The following is an 18,140-nucleotide window of genomic DNA, read 5'->3' on the forward strand; positions in this document are numbered from 1 at the left end:
GCCGCGCCCGACCGTCGCCAACGGAGGACATCCCGGCCGCCCCAGCCGGGATCTCCTCCGTTCCCTGCCGACACGCCGTTGCCGGCGCGCGATCTCCTCCGCTGGCGACCTACAGGTCGGCCGCCATCTCCAGCTCCCGGGCGGTGCGGTCGAGCGGGTAAGGCTGCGTGTTGCCGGTGAAGGCGAAGCCGCGGCGCTCGTAGTACCGGATCGCCGCCGCATTGTGCTCGTGGACCTCCAGCAGCAGCCTCCCGGAGCGGAGCCGCGCCCAGGCGATTACGGAGTCCAGCAGCGCGTCCGCGACGCCGTGCTCGCGGCCGCGCAGGGACGGCGTGACGTAAACGCCGACCAGGTGCGGGTCGGGGGAGCCGGTGGCGTGGAAGCCGCCCATCGTCCCGAGCCACCGACCGTCCGGCGCGACCGCGGCGAACAGCCTGCCGCTGGAGGACGTGTTCGCCGCCCGCCGCCGCCAGTGCTCGTCGGGGTGCGCCCGCGCGCCGGCCAGCGTCTCGAGGAACGCGATGGGTGTGTCCTCGAGCATCTCCAGCCGGATCGCGCGGTACGCGGCCCAGTCGTCCTCGACGCTCGGGCGGACGACCCAGTCCGTCACGTCAGTTCCGCTCGGCCAGCAGCGCCTCGGTCTCGGCGAGCAGGATGGCCGTGCAGAGCCCGTCGAGCGCCGCGCGGAGCTCCGCGAGCGGCGGGAAGGTGGGCGCGATGCGGATGTTCGCGTCCCGCGGGTCCTCGCCGTACGGGAAAGTCGCCCCGGCGGGCGTCACCGCGATGCCGGCCTCCTTGGCGAGCTGGACGGCGCGCTTGGCGCAGCCGTCGAGCACGTCCAGGCTGACGAAGTAGCCGCCGAGCGGCGCATTCCAGGCGCCGGCGCCCCACGGCTCCAGCCGCGCCCGGAACGCCTCGTCGACCGCGGCGAACTTCGGCTCCAGGATGGCGCGGTGCTTCTCCATGTGCGCCGCCAGCCCCTCCTGGTCGCGGAGCAGCTGCACGTGGCGGAGCTGGTTGATCTTGTCCGGGCCGATGCTCTGCGCGGCCGAGTTGTGCTGGAACCACGCGATGTTGGCCTCCGACGCGCCGACGAACGCGACCCCGGCCCCCGGGTACGTGACCTTGGAGGTGGAGGCGAAGATCAGCGGCCGGTCCGGGTTGCCGGCCTCGGCGGCCAGCGCGAGGATGTCGATCGGCTCCGGACGCTCGTCGCTCAGGTGGTGGACGACGTAGGCGTTGTCCCAGAACAGCCGGAAGTCGGCGGCGGCGGGCAGCGACACCAGCGCCCGCGCGACCTCCTCGCTGTACACCGCGCCCGTGGGGTTGGAGTACACCGGCACGCACCACATGCCCTTGATGCTGTCGTCGGTCGCCAGCAGCGTCTCGATGGTCGCGATGTCGGGGCCGTCGTCGTTCATCGGCACCGCGATCATCCGGATGCCGAAGCGCTCGCAGATCGTGAAGTGGCGGTCGTAGCCGGGTACCGGCGCGAGGAAGCTGATCGACTGGTGGCCCCAGGGCAGGTCGCCGCCGGGGACACCGTGCAGCAGGGCCTGCGCGACGGTGTCGTGCATGACCGTGAGGCTGGAGTTGCCCAGCGCGAGCAGCTGGGCGACCGGCACCCGCAGCGCGTCGGCGAAGATCGCGCGCAGCTCGGGGAGGCCGTTCGGACCGCCGTAGTTGCGGAGGTCGGTGCCCGCGGCGTCGCGGTAGGCGCCGTCCGGCAGGTGCAGGAGGTCGTTCGAGAGGTCGAGCTGCTCGGCGGACGGCTTGCCGCGCGTGATGTCGAGCGCGAGGCCGGCGGCCTTCAGCTCGTCGTAGGCGCGCGCGAAGTCGGCGTGCGCGGAGCGGAGCGCTTCGGTGTCGAGGTCGGCGAGGGGTGCGGGAGCGGTGGTCACAAAAAGATCGTACCGGCGCGCTGGCATCGACGCCCTGGCGTGACGTGCGAACATCCGTTGTGTGACGGACGAACTGAAGCGCGGACGCGGCCGCACCCGCGTCAAGCTGTATGTGGCACTGGCGGTCGGCATCGTGGTCGCGGTGGTCGCCTCCTTCTTCGAACTGGTGCACCACGCGGTGCTCACCGGCTGGGCGGCGGCGTGCCTGGTGTACGTGGTGTGGATCTGGTCGACGGTCTGGCGGATGGACGGGGAGCAGACGCGCAGCCACGCGACGCTGGAGGACCCGGGTCGCCGGACGGTGGACCTCGTGCTGACCATCACCGCGCTGGTGAGCCTGTTCGCGGTCGTCTGGGTCCTCGTCGAGGCGCGCAGCCTGAAGGGCGGCGCGCAGCTCGCCGTCGCGCTGCTCGCGATCGTGAGCATCGCGCTGTCGTGGGTCCTCGTCCACACCCTCTACACGCTGCGCTACGCGCGGATCTATTACCGCAGGGACGGCGGCGTCGACTTCAACCAGAAGGAGCCGCCGCAGTACAGCGACTTCGCCTACCTCGCGTTCACGCTGGGTATGACCTTCCAGGTGTCGGACACGGACATCTCCAGCTCGTACCTGCGCAGGGCGATCCTCCGCCACACCCTGCTGTCGTACGTGTTCGGCACCGTCATCGTGGCCGCGACGGTGAACCTGGTCGCGGGGCTGACCTAGCGCCCGGCTCCGTCCTGGCGCCCGTAGCGGACGAACCGGTAGCGCATCCCGTTCGCGGCCTCCAGCCACGGGCCGGGGTCGCCGTGCCACTCCGGGCCGAGGACGGGCGCGAACGTGTCGCCGGCGACGTCGAGGTCGATCTCGGTGATCTCGACCCGATCCGCGATCGGGAGGGCCTGCGCGTACAGCTCGGCGCCGCCCATCACCCACACGGTTCCGGCGCCGGCGGCGGTGAGCGCGGCCTCCAGCGAGTGGACGACCGTGGCGCCGGGAGCGTCGAAGCCGGCGTTGCGGGTGACGACGAGGTTCGTGCGCCCGGGCAGCGGTCGGAACCGCTCGGGCAGCGACTCCCAGGTGCGCCGGCCCATGACGACCGGATCGCCGTCGGTCAGCTCCCGGAAGTGCTTGAGATCCTCGGGCAGGTGCCAGGGCATGACGCCGCCCGCGCCGATCACCCGGTCGTGGGCCTGCGCCCAGATCAGGGCGAGGCTCATACGGCCACGGCCGCGCGGATCGCGGGGTGGTGCTGGTAGTCCTCCACGACGAAGTCCTCGTAGCGGTAGTCGAAGATGCTCTCCGGCTTCCGCGCGAACCGCAGCGTGGGCGCCGGGTACGGGTCGCGGCTGAGCTGCTCGGTCACCTGCTCGACGTGGTTGTCGTAGATGTGGCAGTCGCCGCCGGTCCAGACGAAGTCACCCGGTTCGAGGCCCACCTGCTGGGCGACCATCATTGTGAGCAGCGCGTAGCTGGCGATGTTGAACGGGACGCCGAGGAACATGTCGGCGCTGCGCTGGTAGAGCTGGCAGGACAGCCGGCCGTCTGCGACGTAGAACTGGAAGAAGGCGTGGCAGGGGGCGAGCGCCATGTCCGGGATGTCGGCCACATTCCAGGCCGAGACGATGATCCGGCGGGAGTCCGGGTCGCGGCGGAGGGTGTCGATCACCTGCTGGATCTGGTCGATGTGCGTGCCGTCGGGCGCCGGCCACGACCTCCACTGCACGCCGTAGACCGGGCCGAGCTCGCCGCGCTCGTCCGCCCACTCGTCCCAGATCGTGACGCCGTTGTCGCGCAGCCAGCCGACGTTGGACTCGCCGCGCAGGAACCACAGCAGCTCGTACGCGATCGACTTGAAGTGCACCCGCTTGGTCGTGATCAGCGGGAAGCCCTCTGCGAGGTCGAACCGGAGCTGGCGGCCGAACACGCTGCGCGTCCCGGTGCCCGTGCGGTCGGACTTGTGGCTGCCGTTCGCGAGGACGTCGCGCAGCAGGTCTTCGTACGGAGTCGGGATCGGCGTGCTCATCGAGACGATGGTACCGCCAGGATGCCCCCTGACCCGGTGGACGTTCCGGTCGTAGGCTTCGAATATGGAGCGGGCCGATGGCGTGGAGGGGGACGGCGTCGTCGAGCCGGGCGCAGCGCGCCACAGCGACGACGAGCTCGCCGACGCCCTCCAGGCGGAGGTCGACCGGGCGACGGCGGCGATCCCGATCGTGGCGGGGCCGCTCGCCGCGGCGGACGGTGCGGCGTTGAGCGACGCGGAGGTCACGGCGATCGTGAACGCGGACCTCCGGATCCACGACACCTTCGGGGCGATCCAGCACCTCCAGAACGTGCTGCAGGCACGGGCGACGGCGGCGATCCCGCTGGTGGGGGAGCCGGCGGACGAGGTCGCCGAGGAGGCCGTGGAGGAAGAGGAAGAAGAAGTGGACGACTGGGTCGGGCCGCCGACGCAGCTGATCAGCTTCGACGACCTCCCCTCCCGGCGCAGGGACGACGGGCCGCAGCCGACGTACAGCGCGTGGGTGGGGGCGGCCGTGCCGCAGCCGGTGGCGCCCGCGCCGGCGCAGCCGGAGGTGTCGCCGCCGAAGTTCCCGACGATCGCGCTCGACACGTCGCCCTCCGCGCCGGAGCCGCCTGCTCCGGCGACCGCGGCGCCGCGCGTCGAACCGCTCGGGCTCGTGCCGGAGGAGTACGCGCCCAGCGACTCCCAGCCCGTCCCGCTGCTCCCGAGCGCCCTGCCCGTGGCGCTCTCGGCCCCGGTGGTCACCCACGATCTCGGGCCGACCGCCGCGACCCCCGACCACATCGACGGCGATGTGGCCGACGACGCGGACGACGTGCGCAGCGCGCCCACGCCCGTCGCGTCCCCGCGCCCGCCCGAGGACAACGCCGTGCTGTACGGCTCGGGCCCGGTCGCGCCCGCCGCGTTCGTGCCGGAGACCGTGGACCTGGAGCCCACGCCGCTCGACCGGCGGGCGGGGCACGCGTCCCGGCTGTTCTGGCTCTGGTTCGCCGGGACGTCCTCCCTGATCAGCGTCGGGGTGGGCGCGACGCTGTTCCTGCTCGGGCTCAGCCTCCGCCAGCTGCTGGTCGCGACGCTGGTCGGCGTCGCACTGTCGTTCCTCCCGCTCGGGCTCGGCACGCTCGCCGGCAAGTGGAGCGGACAGCCGACCATGGTGGTGTCGCGCGCCACGTTCGGGCTGCGCGGCAACGCCCTCCCGACCGCGCTGGCACTCGTCACGAAACTCTTCTGGGGAGCGGTGCTGCTCTGGCTGTCCGGGTCCGCCGCGGGGTCGCTGGCCGTGTCGGAGGGCTGGTCGCACGGCGCCGCGATCCCGACCGCGATCGCGCTGATCGTCACGATCGGCGTCGCCGGCGCGGTGGCCTTCTTCGGCTACGGGCTCGTGTCGCGGGTCCAGCTCGTGCTGACGATCGCGTCCGCTGTGCTCATCGCCGTGACCATCGCGGCCACCTGGCGGCACGTGGACATGTCGCGTGCGCTCGCGGTTCCCGACGCGCTCTGGACTCACGTCGTGACCGGCGCGGTGCTCGTGTTCAGCTACGTCGGGCTGGCCTGGGCGATGAGCAGCGCGGAGGTCGCCCGCTACCAGCGCCGCCGTTCGTCCGGCGCCGCGGGGATGCTGTGGGCGACGTTCGGCGCGGGCGTCCCTCCGTTCGTGCTCGTCTCCTACGGCGGCCTGCTCGCGGCCTCCGACCCGCGCCTGGCCGACGAGCTGGCCAGCGACCCGGTGGGCGGGTTCGTGCAGCTCGGCCTCCCGGCGTGGTTCCCGGTTCCCCTGCTGCTGGCGGTCGCCCTCAGCCTGATCTCCGCGCTCGTGCTCACGATCTACTCGGGAGGCTTCACCCTCGACGCGCTCGGCGTGCGCCTCGGCCGGCGCTGGAGCACGGTGGTCGTCGGCGCGGCGATCGCCGTCGCGGGCGTGGTGCTCGCGCTGACGGTGAGCGACCTGGACGTGGTCATCCGCGGCATCCCGACCGCGCTGTCCGTGCCGGTCGCGGCCTGGGCCGGGATCTTCGCCGGCGAGATGATGCTGCGCACCCGCCGCTTCCACCACGCCTCGCTGCTGACCGGCGGCGGCGTGTACCCGGACTGGCGCTGGACGAACCTCACGATGCTGGTGGTCGCCAGCGCGATCGGCCTCGGCTTCGTCAGCTCCCCGCTGCCGTGGCTGGCCTGGGAGGGCTACCTGTTCCGGCTGCTCGGCGCCGACCCGCACGCGGGGATCGGCGCGAGCAACGTCGGCGTGCTGCTGGCGCTCGGGATCGGGCTGGTGACTCCGATGGTGTCGGGCGTGCGCGCGGTGCGGCGGCAGGAGCGCGCGGCCGCCTGACCGCGTCGGCAACGGAGGACATCCCGGGTCACGGGCGCCCGGATCGCAGTGAACGGAGGACCCGCGGCCTCCGCCCATCCCGATCTCCTCCGTTGGCCGCGGTGGGCGAGGCTGGGGGAGCGGAGGAGTTTTGGGCCGGGATCCTGCGGGGATCCTCCGGTGGCTGTCGGTGGGCGGCGTGTCGGGGCGGGAGTCCTCCGGTGGCGACCGGGCCGGGCCCGGCTCCATCACGTAGGCTCTAGAGCGTGCCGCACACTCTCCGTTCCGTCTGCGAGGTCGTCGAATCGCTCTGGCCGGTCGCCGGGGCCGAGGGGTGGGACGCGCCCGGGCTCGTGTCGGGCGACCCGACCGCGGGCGTGGAGCGCATCCTGCTCACCGTGGACGCCGTGGCCGCGACGGTCGACGAGGCCGTCGGGATCGACGCGGACCTGATCATCGCGCACCATCCGCTGCTGCTGCGCGGCGTGACCTCCGTCGCCGAGGACCGCTACAAGGGCTCGCTGCTGGCCACGCTGATCCGCAACGACTGCGCGCTCATCGCCGCGCACACCAACGCCGACGTGGTCGCCGACGGCACGAGCGCCGTCCTCGCCTCCGCCCTCGGCCTCCGGGACACCACCCCGATCGCACCGGCTCCCGACGGCGTCACCGGCATCGGCCGGGTCGGCTCGCTGGCCGAGCCGACGACGCTCGGCGCGCTCGCCCGGGCCCTCGCCGACCTGCTGCCGCCGACCGCCGGGGGAGTTCGCGCGGCGGGCGACTACCACCAGCCCGTCTCCCGCGTCGCCGTCTGCGGCGGTGCGGGCGACTCGCTGCTCGGCAGCGACGCGGTCCGCGGCGCCGACGTCTACATCACCGCCGACCTGCGCCACCATCCGGCGTCGGAGGCGCGCGAGCAGGCCGTGCTCGGCGGCGGCCCCGCCCTGCTCGACGTGTCGCACTGGGCGAGCGAGTGGCTCTGGCTCGACACCGCGGCCGAGAGCATCCGGCGCGAGCTGCCCGGCGTGGAGGTCGTCGTCAGCGAGCTGCGCACCGACCCCTGGGACTTCGCGATCCTGCAATGATGGACCGCACGACGACAGCCCGCACGACGACAGCCCGCACGACGACAGCCCGCACGACGACAGCCCGCACGACGACAGCAGAGAGCACAGCATGAAAGCCAGCCCCGCCGACCAGAACGAGCTCCTCCGGCTGCAGGCCGCCGACACCCGGCTCAGCCAGCTCGACCACACCGTCCGCAACCTCCCGCAGGCCGCTCAGCTCGCCGCCCTGCAGCCCGAGGTCGACGCCCTCCGCGCGCGCTGGATCGCCGCGACCGGCGAGGTGGAGGACGCCCGCGCCGAGCTGAAGCGCGTCGAGTCCGACGTCGAGCTGGTGGAGGCGCGCAAGCGCCGCGACAGCGAGCGGCTGCAGCACACGTCCTCGGTGAAGGACGTGCAGGCGCTGGAGGCCGAGCTCACGTCCCTCGCCCGGCGTCAGGGCGACCTCGAGGAGATCGAGCTGACGGTCATGGAGCGCCTGGAGGGGCTGGAGGCAGCGCTGTCCGGCATCGACGCCGAGCGCGGCGAGGTTGAGGGAAAGGTGCAGGAGCTGGAGGCCTCCCGCGACGGCGAGGCCGGCGCCGTCGGCGCGCAGCGCGACGCCCTCGCCCGCGACCGCGCTGTCATCGCCGGCGCCCTCCCCGACGACCTGGTGGCGCTTTACGAGCGGCAGCGGTCGCGGTACGGCGTCGGCGCGGCGCTGCTGCTGCGCGGGGTGTCGATGGGGTCGAACGTGAAGCTCACCGAGTCCGACCTCGCCGAGATCCGCCGGGCGGCCGCCGACGACGTGGTGCTCTGCCCGGACAGCGGCGCCATCCTGATCCGCAACGAGGAGTCCGGGCTCTGAGCTCCGGGCTCCCGCAGCGGCCTTCGACCCTGCTGCGCTAGGGTTGTGCCCGGAACGGGTCGGCCAGACGGTCGCGTCGGTCCGCGCGAGCGGGCCGCCGAGGAACGTCCGGGCTCCGCAGAGCAGGGTGGTGGGTAACACCCACCCGGGGTGACCCGCGAGAAAGTGCAACAGAGAGCAGACCGCCTCGCACGCGAGTGCGCGGTAAGGGTGAAACGGTGGTGTAAGAGACCACCAGCGGCCGGGGTGACCCGGCCGGCTGGGTAAACCTCGCCCGGAGCAAGGTCAGACAGGGGACCATGAGGCTGCTCGCCTCGTCCCCGGGTAGACCGCTAGAGGGCGGCGGCAACGTCGTCCCGAGAGAGATGGCCGTCCGCGGCGCGCAAGCGCCGTGACAGAACCCGGCGTATCGGCCGACCCGTTCCACTCAGCCACCGCCGAGGGGCACGTAAACGCCCCTAAAACCGCGTTTTAGGGGCGTTTACGTGCCCCTCGGCGATCACTCCGGGTCGTGGTCCGGCATGAAGCGGTAGCCCATGCCGGGCTCGGTCAGCAGGTAGCGGGGCGACGACGGCACCGGCTCCAGCTTCTTGCGGAGCTGCGCCAGGTACAGGCGCAGGTAGCCGGTGTCGTTCGTGTACTGCGGACCCCACACCTGCGTGAGCAGCGCCTGGCGCGTGACCAGCCGCCGCGGGTTGCGCACCAGCACCTCCAGGATCGCCCACTCCGTCGGCGTCAGGCGCACGGGGGACTCCCCGTCCGGCGTGCTCTTGAGCACCTGGTGGGCGGCCAGGTCCACGGTGATGTCGCCGAAGCGCACCGCCGGCTCGTCGGCCGGCCCGGACTGCCGCCGGGTCAGCGCCCGGATGCGCGCCAGCAGCTCATCGGCGGCGAAGGGCTTGGTGACGTAGTCGTCGGCGCCCGCGTCGAGCGCGTCCACCTTGTCGGCCGAGCCCGTGCGCCCGGAGACCACGAGGATGGGCACCGTCGACCAGCCGCGCAGCCCCTCGATGACCTCGATGCCGTTCAGCTCGGGCATCCCGAGGTCGAGCATGACCAGGTCGGGATGGTGCTCGACGGCCTCCGACAGCGCCTCGGCGCCCGTGCGCGCGGTGAGCACCTCGTAGCCGCGCGCGGTGAGGAGGATGCGCAGGGCGCGCAGGATCTGCTGGTCGTCGTCGGCGATCAGGATCCTCATGGGGTCTCCTCCGTATTCAGGGTCGATGCGGTCGCGGCCGGCAGCGACACCACCATGGTGAGCCCGCCGCCCGGGGTGTCCTCGGCCTCCAGCGTCCCGCCCATCCCCTCGGCGAAGCCCTTGGAGAGCGCGAGCCCCAGCCCGATCCCGGTGTCGTTGTCCGTGTCGCCCAGCCGCTGGAACGGCAGGAAGACGGCCTCGCGGCGCTCGCCGGGGATGCCGGGGCCGTGGTCGATGACGCGCAGCTGCACCGTCCCGCCGAACTCGCTGGCCGCGATGACGGGAGGGCGCCCGTCCGGCGAGAACCGCAGCGCGTTGCCGAGCAGGTTCACCAGCACGCGCTGCAGCAGCACGCCGTCGGCGAGCACGGGAGGCACCGACTCCGCCAGGTCGAGCTCCACCTTCGCCGGGCCCAAGCCCAGCTCTTCGAGCGCGGGCGGGATCACATCGTCCAGCTCGGTCGGCGCGAGCGAGACCCCGAGCACGCCGGCCTGGACGCGGCTGACGTCGAGGAGGTTGGTGACCAGGGTGGCGAGGCCGTCGAGGCTGTCCTCCGCGGTCTCCAGCAGTGCCTCCCGGTCGCCGTCGCTGAGCGCGAGGTCGCGCTGGCGCAGCGTCGTGACGGCGGCGGTCGCGGCTGCGAGCGGACGCCGGAGGTCGTGGCCGACGGCGGCGAGCAGGGCGCTGCGCACCCGGTCGGCCTCGGCGAGCGGGCCGAGCTCGCTCGCGGTCGCGGCCAGCTCGCGGTGCTCCAGCGCCGCGTCGAGCTGCGCGACGATCGCGGCGAGCAGGCGCCGGTCGGCGGCCTCCAGGTCGCGGCCGGACAGCTCCAGCGTGCCGCGGTCGCCCACCGCGATGCGCTGCGTGTGAGCGGAGTCGGCGGGCTCGCCGTCGGTGGAGACCACCTCGTCGCCGTCCAGGAGGCGCACCCCGGTGAGCGAGAACGCCTCGCGCGTGCGGGTCACCAGCGCCTGCAGGGCATCCTCGCCGCGGATGACGCCGCCGGCGACCGTCGCCAGCATCTCGGCCTCGGCCGCGGCGCGCTGGGCGGCGCGGGTGCGACGGGCCGCCTGGTCCACCACCAGGCTGACCAGCGCGGCGATGACCATGTAAAGGATCAGCGCGAGCAGGTGCAGCGGCTCGGCGATCGTGATCGTGTAGAGCGGGGCGACGAAGAAGTAGTCCAGCGTCAGGCCGGAGAGCAGGGCGGCGAACAACGCGGGCCAGATCCCGCCGACCAGCGCGACGATCACGACCAGCAGCTGGTAGCTGAGCACATCGGCGGTCATCGACTCGCCGGAGCGCATCGTCACCAGCAGCAGCGTCAGCAGCGGGCCGCCGACGAGCGCCAGCAGGAAGCCGTAGACCTTCCGCCTCGTCGTGAGGCCGCCGCGCGGCCGCGGCAGCGAGAACCGGCCGCCCGCGCGGGAGTGCGACACGATGTGCACGTCGATGTCGCCGGACTCCCGGATCACCGTCGCGCCGATCCCCGGACCGGTGAGCAGCGCGGCGAGCCGGCTGCGCCGAGAGACGCCGATCACGAGCTGCGTCGCGTTCTCACCGCGGGCGAACTCGACCAGCGCCCGCGGGATGTCGCTGCCGACCACCTGGTGGTAGCTGCCGCCGAGCTGCTCCACCAGCGCACGCTGCGAGGCGAGCGCACCGGGGTTCGCCTCGCGGAGGCCGTCCTGGCTCGTCACATGGACGGCGAGAAGTTCGCCGCCGGCCGACCGGGCGGCGATCCGGGCGCCGCGCCGCAGCAGCGTCTCGCCCTCCGCGCCGCCGGTGAGGGCGACGACCACGCGCTCGCGGGCCTCCCACTTGCCGGCGATGCCGTGCTCCGCCCGGTACTGCTGCAGCGCGCTGTCGACCTCGTCGGCCAGCCAGAGCAGGGCGAGCTCGCGCAGCGCGGTCAGGTTGCCGAGCCGGAAGTAGTTGGAGAGCGCGGCGTCCACGCGCGCGGCCGGGTAGACCACGCCCTCCGCGAGCCGGTCGCGCAGCGCCTGCGGGGCGAGGTCGACCACCTCGATCTGGTCGGCGCGGCGCAGCACGGCGTCGGGGATGGTCTCGCGCTGCTGCACACCGGTGATCTGCTCGACGACGTCGTTCAGCGACTCGATGTGCTGGATGTTGACCGTCGACATCACGTCGATGCCGGCGGCGAGCATCGCCTCCACGTCCTCCCAGCGCTTGGCGTTCTCCAGGCCGGGGGCGTTGGTGTGGGCGAGCTCGTCGACCAGCGCGAGCTGCGGAGCGCGGGCGAGCACCGCGCCCAGGTCGAGCTCGGTGAGCTCCACCCCGCGGTGCTCGACCGCGCGGCGCGGCACGACCTCCAGCCCCTCCAGCATGGCGGCGGTGGCGGAGCGGCCGTGGGTCTCCACGACCGCCACCACCACGTCCTTACCGAGCGACTTCAGCCGCTTGCCCTCCTCGAGCATCGCGTACGTCTTGCCGACGCCGGGCGCCGCGCCAAGCATGACCCGGAGGTGGCCACGCGCCATTGCCTCTCGATCCCTCTCTCGGTGTCGGCCGGTCAGCGGCCGAGCTGGGCGAGCGCCAGGTTGAGCTGGAGCACGTTCACGGTCGGGTCCCCGAGGTAGCCGAGGTCCCGTGCTTGAATCCTAGACTCGACCAGCTTCTTCACCGTTGCTTCGGGGAGTCCGCGAGCCTCGGCGACGCGCTTCACCTGCAGCAGTGCGTAGGCGGGCGAGATGTGCGGGTCGAGCCCCGAGCCGGAGGCGGTGACCGCGTCCGACGGGATCGCCGACGCCGGCACGCCGTCCAGCTTCTCGATGGCGGCGGTGCGTTCCTGCACGGCCTTCACCTGCGCCGGGTTCCCGGTGGCGAGGTTGCTGCCGGAGGACGCGGCCGCGTCGTAGCCGGCGGGGCCGTTCGAGGTCGCCGCCGACGGACGGGACTGGAACCACTGCGGCAGAGGGTTCCCCTTCGCGTCCGTGAAGGCCTGCCCGATCAGCGCCGAGCCGACGGTCTTGCCGTCCTGCGTGATCATCGACCCGTTCGCCTGGGCCGGGAGGGCGAGCTGCCCGATCCCGGTCACGACGAACGTGTAGGCGACGCCGAGCGCGACCGTGAGCACGATCATGGCGCGGATGGCGACCCAGTACTGGCGCCAGGCGCCGCGGAGGCGGTTCATTCTCGATTCCTTACTGTCGGTGCCGGTCAGAAGCCGGGGATCAGGGCGACGACGAGGTCGATCAGCTTGATGCCGATGAACGGGGCGATGATCCCGCCGAGCCCGTAGATGAGGAGATTGCGGCCGAGCAGCGAGGACGCCGCCGACGGCCGGTAGCGCACGCCGCGCAGGGCGAGCGGGATGAGCAGCACGATCACGATCGCGTTGAAGATCACCGCGGAGAGGATGGCGGAGGCCGGCGAGTGCAGGCCCATCACGTTGAGCACGGCGAGGCCGGGGAACGCGCCGACGAACATCGCCGGGATGATCGCGAAGTACTTCGCCACGTCGTTCGCGATCGAGAACGTGGTGAGCGCGCCGCGGGTGATCAGGAGCTGCTTGCCGATCCGGACGATGTCGATCAGCTTGGTCGGGTCGGAGTCGAGGTCGACCATGTTGCCGGCCTCCTTCGCCGCCGAGGTGCCGGTGTTCATCGCCACGCCGACGTCGGCCTGGGCGAGCGCGGGGGCGTCGTTGGTGCCGTCGCCGGTCATCGCGACCAGAGCGCCGCCCTCCTGCTCCCGGCGGATGAGCGCGAGTTTGTCCTCCGGCTTCGCCTCGGCGAGGAAGTCGTCCACGCCGGCCTCCGCCGCGATCGCCTTGGCGGTCAGCGGGTTGTCGCCGGTGACCATGACGGTGCGGATGCCCATCTTCCGGAGGTCGGCGAACCGGTCGGCCAGACCCTCCTTGACGATGTCCTTGAGGTAGACGACGCCGAGCAGCCGGGCCGTGCCGTCCGCGTCGCGCGTCGCCACGGCCAGCGGAGTGCCGCCGACCTGGGAGATGCGCTCGACCTCGCGGTCCAGCTCGTCCAGGGAGGCGGCCGAGGGCGGGGTGGTCTCGCGCACCCAGGCGACGACGGCGCTCGCCGCGCCCTTGCGCACCTGCGAGCCGTCGGGGAGGTCGAGGCCGCTCATCCGGGTCTGCGCCGTGAACGGCACGATCTCGCCGTCGATCTGCTCGGGCCGCTGGTAACCGAGCGTCTCCGCCAGCTCCACCACCGAGACGCCCTCCGGCGTCGGGTCGCTCAGCGAGGACTCCGCCGCCGCCCGCACCAACTGGTCGCCCGCGGTGCCGCCGACCGCCGTGAACTCGCTGGCCCGGCGGTTGCCGTAGGTGATGGTGCCGGTCTTGTCGAGCAGCAGCGTGGTCACGTCGCCCGCCGCCTCCACCGCGCGTCCCGACATGGCGAGCACGTTGTGCTGCACCAGGCGGTCCATGCCGGCGATGCCGATGGCCGAGATGAGCGCGCCGATCGTCGTCGGGATGAGGCAGACCAGCAGGGCGACGAGCACCGGCACGGTCGGGGAGACGTCCGAGTAGCCGGCGACGGGCTGGAGGACCAGCACGACGATCACGAAGATGATCGACAGGCTGGCCAGCAGGATGTTGAGGGCGATCTCGTTGGGGGTCTTCTGCCGGGAGGCGCCCTCGACGAGCGCGATCATCCGGTCGACGAAGGTCTCGCCCGGCTTGCTGGTGATCCGCACCACGATCCGGTCGGACAGCACGCGCGTTCCGCCCGTCACCGCGCTGCGGTCGCCCCCGGACTCGCGGACCACCGGGGCGGACTCACCGGTGATGGCCGACTCGTCCACCGTGGCGATGCCGCGGATGACGTCCCCGTCGCCGGGGATCAGCTCGCCCGTCGTGACCACCACCACGTCCCCGAGCTTCAGCTCGCTGGAGGCGACCTGCGCCGTCGCGGCGGTCAGCGCCTCCGGGTCGCCGGTCTCGTCGTAGTGGGCCACCCGCGTCGCCACCGTGGTGGAGCGGGTCTTGCGGAGGGTGGCCGCCTGCGCCTTGCCGCGGCCTTCGGCGACCGACTCGGCCAGGTTGGCGAACAGCACGGTGAGCCAGAGCCACACGGCGATGCTCCAGGTGAAGGCGAGCGTCGCCGGTCCCGAGCCACCCGCGCCGACAAACGGCTGGGCCACGGCGATCACGGTGGTGAGCGCCGCGCCGACCTCCACGATGAACATCACCGGGTTGCGCCACATGAAGCGCGGGTCGAGCTTCCGCAGCGCCCCGGGGAGGGCGGCGACGAGCTGCCGGGCCGAGAACGCCCCGGCCGGGGTGGCGACCGTTCTGGTCGCGGTCGAGTGGATGGTGGTCATGGTCAGTGCAGCCCTTCCGCCAGGGGACCCAGCGCGAGAACGGGGAAGTAGGTGAGTGCGGAGACCAGCAGGATCGTGCCGGCCATCAGCCCGACGAACTGCGGGCGGTGCGTGGGGAGGGTGCCCGCGGTCGCGGGGACCTTGTTCTGGGAGGCCAGTGAGCCGGCCAGGGCGAGCACGAAGACGATCGGCACGAACCGGCCGAGGAACATCGCGACGCCGAGCGCCGTGTTGAGCCAGGGGGTGGCCGCCGTGAGCCCGGCGAAGGCCGAGCCGTTGTTGTTCGCCGCCGAGGTGAACGCGTAGAGCACCTCGCTGAAGCCGTGCAGCCCCGGGTTGAGGATCGACGTCTTCTCGATGTCGGCGCGGACCGCCCGGATCGCGAAGCTCAGCCCGGTGCCCAGCAGCACGAGCGCCGGGGTGGTCAGGATGTAGAGGCTCGCGAGCTTGATCTCGCGCGGCCCGAGCTTCTTGCCGAGGTACTCCGGCGTCCGGCCGACCATGAGGCCGGCGAGGAACACCGCGATCACGGCGATCACGAGGATGCCGTACAGCCCGGATCCCACGCCGCCGGGCACGGTCTCGCCCAGCATCATGTTGATCATCGCCATCATCCCGCCGAGCGGCGTGTAGCTGTCGAGCATCGAGTTCACCGCGCCGGTCGAGGTAACCGTCGAGGTCGTGTTGAACAGGGTCGAGCCGAGGACGCCGAAGACGGTCTCCTTGCCCTCCATCGACCCGCCGAGCTCGAAGAGCGTCATGGCGATCAGCGAGATCAGGAACAGCGAGCCCATCGTCGCCAGGATCGCGTAGCCCTGGCGCTTGTCGCCGACCATCGTGCCGAACGTGCGCGGCAGCGAGAACGGGATCATCAGCATGAGGAAGATCTCGACCAGGTTCGTCCAGGCGGTCGGGTTCTCGAACGGGTGCGCGGAGTTGACGTTGAAGAAGCCGCCGCCGTTCGTGCCGAGCAGCTTGATCGCCTCCTGGGAGGCCACCGGCCCGCCCGGGATGGTCTGCGTCGCCCCCGCGATGGTGTGCACCGTGTCGAAGCCGCCGACGTTCTGGATGACGCCGCCGGCGATGAGCACGACGGCCGAGACCAGGGCCAGAGGCAGGAGGACGCGGCCGGCGCCGCGGATGAGGTCGACCCAGAAGTTGCCGATCCCCGCCTGGGTGAACGTGCCCCCGCTGCGCCGTGCAGCGAACCCGCGGACCAGCGCGACGGCGACCGCGATGCCGACCGCGGCCGACACGAAGTTCTGCACCGCCAGACCGGCGAACTGCACCGTATAGCCGAGGGTCACATCGGGGGAGTACGACTGCCAGTTCGTGTTGGTCACGAACGAGATGGCGGTGTTGAACGACGTCCCCTCGGGGACGGCCGGGAAGCCGAGGCTGTACGGCAGGAACTGCTGCAGCCGCTGCAGCCCGTAGACGATGAGGATGCCGACCACGGAGAACGCGAGCACGCCGCGCAGGTAAGCGGGCCAGGACTGCTCCGACCGCGGGTCGATACCGATCAGCCGGTAGACGCCGCGCTCGGGCGCGAGGTCCGTGTCGGACGTGAACACCCGGGCCAGGTAGTCGCCGAGCGGGCGGTAGACGATGGCGAGCAGGAGGACGAGGGTCGCCAGCTGGGCGACGAACAACCAGGCCGCCATGTCAGAACCGCTCCGGCTTGACCAGGGCGACGACCAGGTAGCCGATCGCCGCGACGCCGAGCAGCGCGGCGATCAGGGTGACGACGATCACAGTTTCTCGACCCCCCGGCCGACGAGCGCGACGACGAACGCCAGCGCCGCGACGGCGAGAAGGTAGACGAGGTCAAGCACGACTCTCTCCATCCATCGGGACACCCCGGCCGGGTGGCCGGGGGCGAGAGAGAGTCCACACCCGGATGAGGACGCGGGTGACGGTCCTCACGCTTTTCTAACGGGCCGGCGGTCGATCCATGCGGATCGCTGACGGGGCCGCCGTCCGGCGCCTAGTTGTCGGGGCTGACCCCGACCTCCGCCGACCGGCCGCGGGCTCCGGCGTTGCGGCGCTCGCTGCGCACCGCGAGGGCCGCGGCTCCGAGGATGCCCGCGTTGTTGCGGTGCGTCGCCGGGACGATCATCGTCTTCAGGTCGAGCAGCGGCAGGAACTCGGTGTAGTTCTTGGACACGCCCCCGCCGACGATGAACAGGTCGGGGGTGAACAGGAACTCCAGCGTCGAGTAGTACTTCTGCAGGCGCTTCGCCCACTTCTCCCAGGAGAGGTCTTCGCGCTCCTTCGCCGAGTAGGCCGCGCGCGACTCCGCGTCGTGACCCTCGATCTCCAGGTGGCCGAGCTCCGCGTTCGGGATCAGCACGCCGTCGTAGATGAGCGCCGAGCCGATGCCGGTGCCGAGCGTCGTCATGATGATGAGGCCGTCCGTGCCCTTCGCGGCGCCGAACCGGGTCTCCGCATAGCCGGCGGCGTCGGCGTCGTTCACGAAGTGGATGTTGCGGCCCAGCGCCTTCTCGAACAGCTCCTCGGCGTGCAGCCCGATCCACTTCTTGGACACGTTGGCCGCCGACAGGGTGACGCCGTGGCTGACGATGGCGGGGAAGCACACGCCGACCGGCGCATCCGGCTGCTCGGAGGCCAGTTGCTTCACGATCTCCGCGGTGGTCTCGATGATGTCGTCCGGCTTGCCGCCCTCCGGCGTCGGAAGCTTGATCCGGTCGCTGACCAGCTCACCGCTGTCCAGGTCGACCAGCGCCCCCTTGATGCCCGTACCGCCGACGTCGATTCCGATTGCGTGGTTCTGCGCGCTCATGGACTCGAATCTACCCCGCGGCGCCGCGGAGTCGCAGTGCCCGACCCAGCGGTGCGCGAGACGAGGGGCAGGAAGACGTCGTCGACGATCGCTACGATCGTGTCGTCGTCGGCCGGCGCCATCCGCATGAGCAGTTCGTGCCGAAGCAGGGTGAAGGGGAGCTGGGCCACGATGGGAGGAAGCGACGACCGGTCGAGCTCTCCGCGCTCGCCGGCCCGGTCGAGGAGGGCGTCGAGCATCGTAGGCCGGCCGCCGATGAGCTGTTCGCGCAAGCCCGCGAGGCCGCCGTCGCTGTCGGAGACGATCCCGCTGAACCGCAGCATCAGCGGGCCGACGAGCTGGCTGCGCCGGTCGTTCGCCTGACGCAGGTAGTCGAGCAGGTCGTCCCGGAGGTTGCCGTGGTCGGGGAGGTCGATCGGGTCGGCGTCGAAGTGGTGCCGGATCGCGGCGAGGGCGAGGTCGCTGCGGGTGGGCCAGCGCCGGGAGAGCACCGGCCGGCTGGTGCCGGCGCGGGCGGCAACGGCCTCCATCGTCAGGTTCGCGTAGCCGTTGGCGTCGAGCTCGGCCCACGCCGCCTCCAGGAGGGCGTGCTCCAGCGCTTCGCCGCGGCGGCGCTGCGGCGGGGCGGACTGCGGGGCTGTCGCTTTAGAGTCCATTTGCGCATCTTATCGGATCGGCGTATCGTCGCGTTTAAGATACA

16 protein-coding genes and 1 other RNA gene are annotated in these 18,140 nt (G+C 72.0%); 5 read left to right on the forward strand and 12 right to left on the reverse strand.

The genetic code is table 11. The features are described from left to right. Positions 1 to 109: 109 nt before the first annotated feature. Both F1C12_RS01545 and F1C12_RS01550 read right to left on the reverse strand, forming a co-directional pair. Positions 110 to 610, reverse strand: a complete 501-nt coding sequence (locus tag F1C12_RS01545; RefSeq protein ID WP_185277127.1) for a GNAT family N-acetyltransferase — start codon at positions 608 to 610, stop codon at positions 110 to 112. Between the two features lies 1 nt (position 611). Continuing rightward, entirely contained in the window at positions 612 to 1,901 is a 1,290-nt protein-coding gene (locus F1C12_RS01550; RefSeq protein WP_258046070.1) for an aminotransferase class I/II-fold pyridoxal phosphate-dependent enzyme, read from the reverse strand. A gap of 61 nt (positions 1,902 to 1,962) precedes the next feature. Here F1C12_RS01550 and F1C12_RS01555 point away from each other — a divergent pair, with 61 nt between their 5' ends. Next, the gene (locus tag F1C12_RS01555) at positions 1,963 to 2,607 is read left to right on the forward strand and encodes a DUF1345 domain-containing protein (RefSeq protein ID WP_185277128.1); all 645 of its coding nucleotides are present in this window, start codon (positions 1,963 to 1,965) and stop codon (positions 2,605 to 2,607) included. Here F1C12_RS01555 and F1C12_RS01560 read toward each other — a convergent pair. Both F1C12_RS01560 and F1C12_RS01565 read right to left on the reverse strand, forming a co-directional pair. Beyond that, on the reverse strand, positions 2,604 to 3,101 hold the full coding sequence (locus F1C12_RS01560) for a dihydrofolate reductase (RefSeq protein WP_185277129.1): 498 nt from the start codon (positions 3,099 to 3,101) through the stop codon (positions 2,604 to 2,606). The genes F1C12_RS01555 and F1C12_RS01560 overlap by 4 nt on opposite strands. Then, entirely contained in the window at positions 3,098 to 3,907 is an 810-nt protein-coding gene (locus F1C12_RS01565; RefSeq protein WP_185277130.1) for a thymidylate synthase, read from the reverse strand. Before F1C12_RS01565 ends, F1C12_RS01560 begins: the two co-directional genes overlap by 4 nt. A gap of 64 nt (positions 3,908 to 3,971) precedes the next feature. Here F1C12_RS01565 and F1C12_RS01570 point away from each other — a divergent pair, with 64 nt between their 5' ends. From F1C12_RS01570 to rnpB, 4 genes are all read left to right on the forward strand, one after another. Beyond that, complete coding sequence (locus tag F1C12_RS01570) at positions 3,972 to 6,239, forward strand: purine-cytosine permease family protein (protein WP_185277131.1); 2,268 nt, start codon at positions 3,972 to 3,974, stop codon at positions 6,237 to 6,239. Between the two features lie 245 nt (positions 6,240 to 6,484). Continuing rightward, positions 6,485 to 7,303 (forward strand): Nif3-like dinuclear metal center hexameric protein, encoded by an 819-nt coding sequence (locus tag F1C12_RS01575; RefSeq protein WP_185277132.1) that lies wholly within the window; start codon positions 6,485 to 6,487, stop codon positions 7,301 to 7,303. Positions 7,304 to 7,394: 91 nt separating this feature from the next. Beyond that, positions 7,395 to 8,129, forward strand: coding sequence for a zinc ribbon domain-containing protein (locus F1C12_RS01580; RefSeq protein WP_185277133.1), 735 nt, complete (start codon positions 7,395 to 7,397; stop codon positions 8,127 to 8,129). Between the two features lie 55 nt (positions 8,130 to 8,184). Further along, positions 8,185 to 8,554, forward strand: an RNA gene (gene rnpB, locus F1C12_RS01585) — RNase P RNA component class A. A 74-nt stretch (positions 8,555 to 8,628) separates the two neighbouring features. On the opposite strand, the gene F1C12_RS01590 is transcribed toward rnpB, so the two are convergent. The 8 genes from F1C12_RS01590 to F1C12_RS01625 all read right to left on the reverse strand — a co-directional run bounded on the left by F1C12_RS01590 (position 8,629) and on the right by F1C12_RS01625 (position 18,096). Then, positions 8,629 to 9,327 (reverse strand): response regulator, encoded by a 699-nt coding sequence (locus F1C12_RS01590; protein ID WP_185277134.1) that lies wholly within the window; start codon positions 9,325 to 9,327, stop codon positions 8,629 to 8,631. Beyond that, positions 9,324 to 11,828 (reverse strand): DUF4118 domain-containing protein, encoded by a 2,505-nt coding sequence (locus F1C12_RS01595; RefSeq protein WP_185277135.1) that lies wholly within the window; start codon positions 11,826 to 11,828, stop codon positions 9,324 to 9,326. The genes F1C12_RS01590 and F1C12_RS01595 overlap by 4 nt, the downstream gene beginning before the upstream one ends. Positions 11,829 to 11,860: 32 nt before the next feature. Beyond that, on the reverse strand, positions 11,861 to 12,481 hold the full coding sequence (gene kdpC / locus F1C12_RS01600) for a potassium-transporting ATPase subunit KdpC (RefSeq protein WP_185277136.1): 621 nt from the start codon (positions 12,479 to 12,481) through the stop codon (positions 11,861 to 11,863). Between the two features lie 26 nt (positions 12,482 to 12,507). Beyond that, entirely contained in the window at positions 12,508 to 14,637 is a 2,130-nt protein-coding gene (gene kdpB, locus F1C12_RS01605; protein ID WP_185277137.1) for a potassium-transporting ATPase subunit KdpB, read from the reverse strand. A gap of 2 nt (positions 14,638 to 14,639) precedes the next feature. Further along, positions 14,640 to 16,301, reverse strand: coding sequence for a potassium-transporting ATPase subunit KdpA (kdpA, locus tag F1C12_RS01610; protein WP_185277138.1), 1,662 nt, complete (start codon positions 16,299 to 16,301; stop codon positions 14,640 to 14,642). A gap of 1 nt (position 16,302) precedes the next feature. Beyond that, positions 16,303 to 16,392, reverse strand: a complete 90-nt coding sequence (locus tag F1C12_RS01615) for a potassium-transporting ATPase subunit F (protein ID WP_185277139.1) — start codon at positions 16,390 to 16,392, stop codon at positions 16,303 to 16,305. A gap of 232 nt (positions 16,393 to 16,624) precedes the next feature. Beyond that, positions 16,625 to 17,440: a polyphosphate--glucose phosphotransferase gene (gene ppgK, locus F1C12_RS01620; protein WP_185277140.1), complete on the reverse strand. Its 816-nt coding sequence runs from the start codon at positions 17,438 to 17,440 to the stop codon at positions 16,625 to 16,627. After that, complete coding sequence (locus tag F1C12_RS01625) at positions 17,437 to 18,096, reverse strand: TetR/AcrR family transcriptional regulator (RefSeq protein ID WP_185277141.1); 660 nt, start codon at positions 18,094 to 18,096, stop codon at positions 17,437 to 17,439. Before F1C12_RS01625 ends, ppgK begins: the two co-directional genes overlap by 4 nt. Between the last annotated feature and the right edge of the window lie 44 nt (positions 18,097 to 18,140).

It is taken from the genome of Leifsonia shinshuensis, from assembly GCF_014217625.1.
GTDB classification, from domain to species: domain Bacteria; phylum Actinomycetota; class Actinomycetes; order Actinomycetales; family Microbacteriaceae; genus Leifsonia; species Leifsonia shinshuensis_A.

Coding starts and splice junctions, on each gene's coding strand:
- F1C12_RS01560 (WP_185277129.1), bottom strand. CDS start 3,101: ATGAGCCTCGCCCTGATCTGGGCGCAGGCCCACGACCGGGTGATCGGC.
- F1C12_RS01565 (WP_185277130.1), bottom strand. CDS start 3,907: ATGAGCACGCCGATCCCGACTCCGTACGAAGACCTGCTGCGCGACGTC.
- F1C12_RS01570 (WP_185277131.1), top strand. CDS start 3,972: ATGGAGCGGGCCGATGGCGTGGAGGGGGACGGCGTCGTCGAGCCGGGC.
- F1C12_RS01580 (WP_185277133.1), top strand. CDS start 7,395: ATGAAAGCCAGCCCCGCCGACCAGAACGAGCTCCTCCGGCTGCAGGCC.
- F1C12_RS01590 (WP_185277134.1), bottom strand. CDS start 9,327: ATGAGGATCCTGATCGCCGACGACGACCAGCAGATCCTGCGCGCCCTG.
- F1C12_RS01595 (WP_185277135.1), bottom strand. CDS start 11,828: ATGGCGCGTGGCCACCTCCGGGTCATGCTTGGCGCGGCGCCCGGCGTC.
- kdpC (WP_185277136.1), bottom strand. CDS start 12,481: ATGAACCGCCTCCGCGGCGCCTGGCGCCAGTACTGGGTCGCCATCCGC.
- kdpB (WP_185277137.1), bottom strand. CDS start 14,637: ATGACCACCATCCACTCGACCGCGACCAGAACGGTCGCCACCCCGGCC.
- kdpA (WP_185277138.1), bottom strand. CDS start 16,301: ATGGCGGCCTGGTTGTTCGTCGCCCAGCTGGCGACCCTCGTCCTCCTG.
- ppgK (WP_185277140.1), bottom strand. CDS start 17,440: ATGAGCGCGCAGAACCACGCAATCGGAATCGACGTCGGCGGTACGGGC.
- F1C12_RS01625 (WP_185277141.1), bottom strand. CDS start 18,096: ATGGACTCTAAAGCGACAGCCCCGCAGTCCGCCCCGCCGCAGCGCCGC.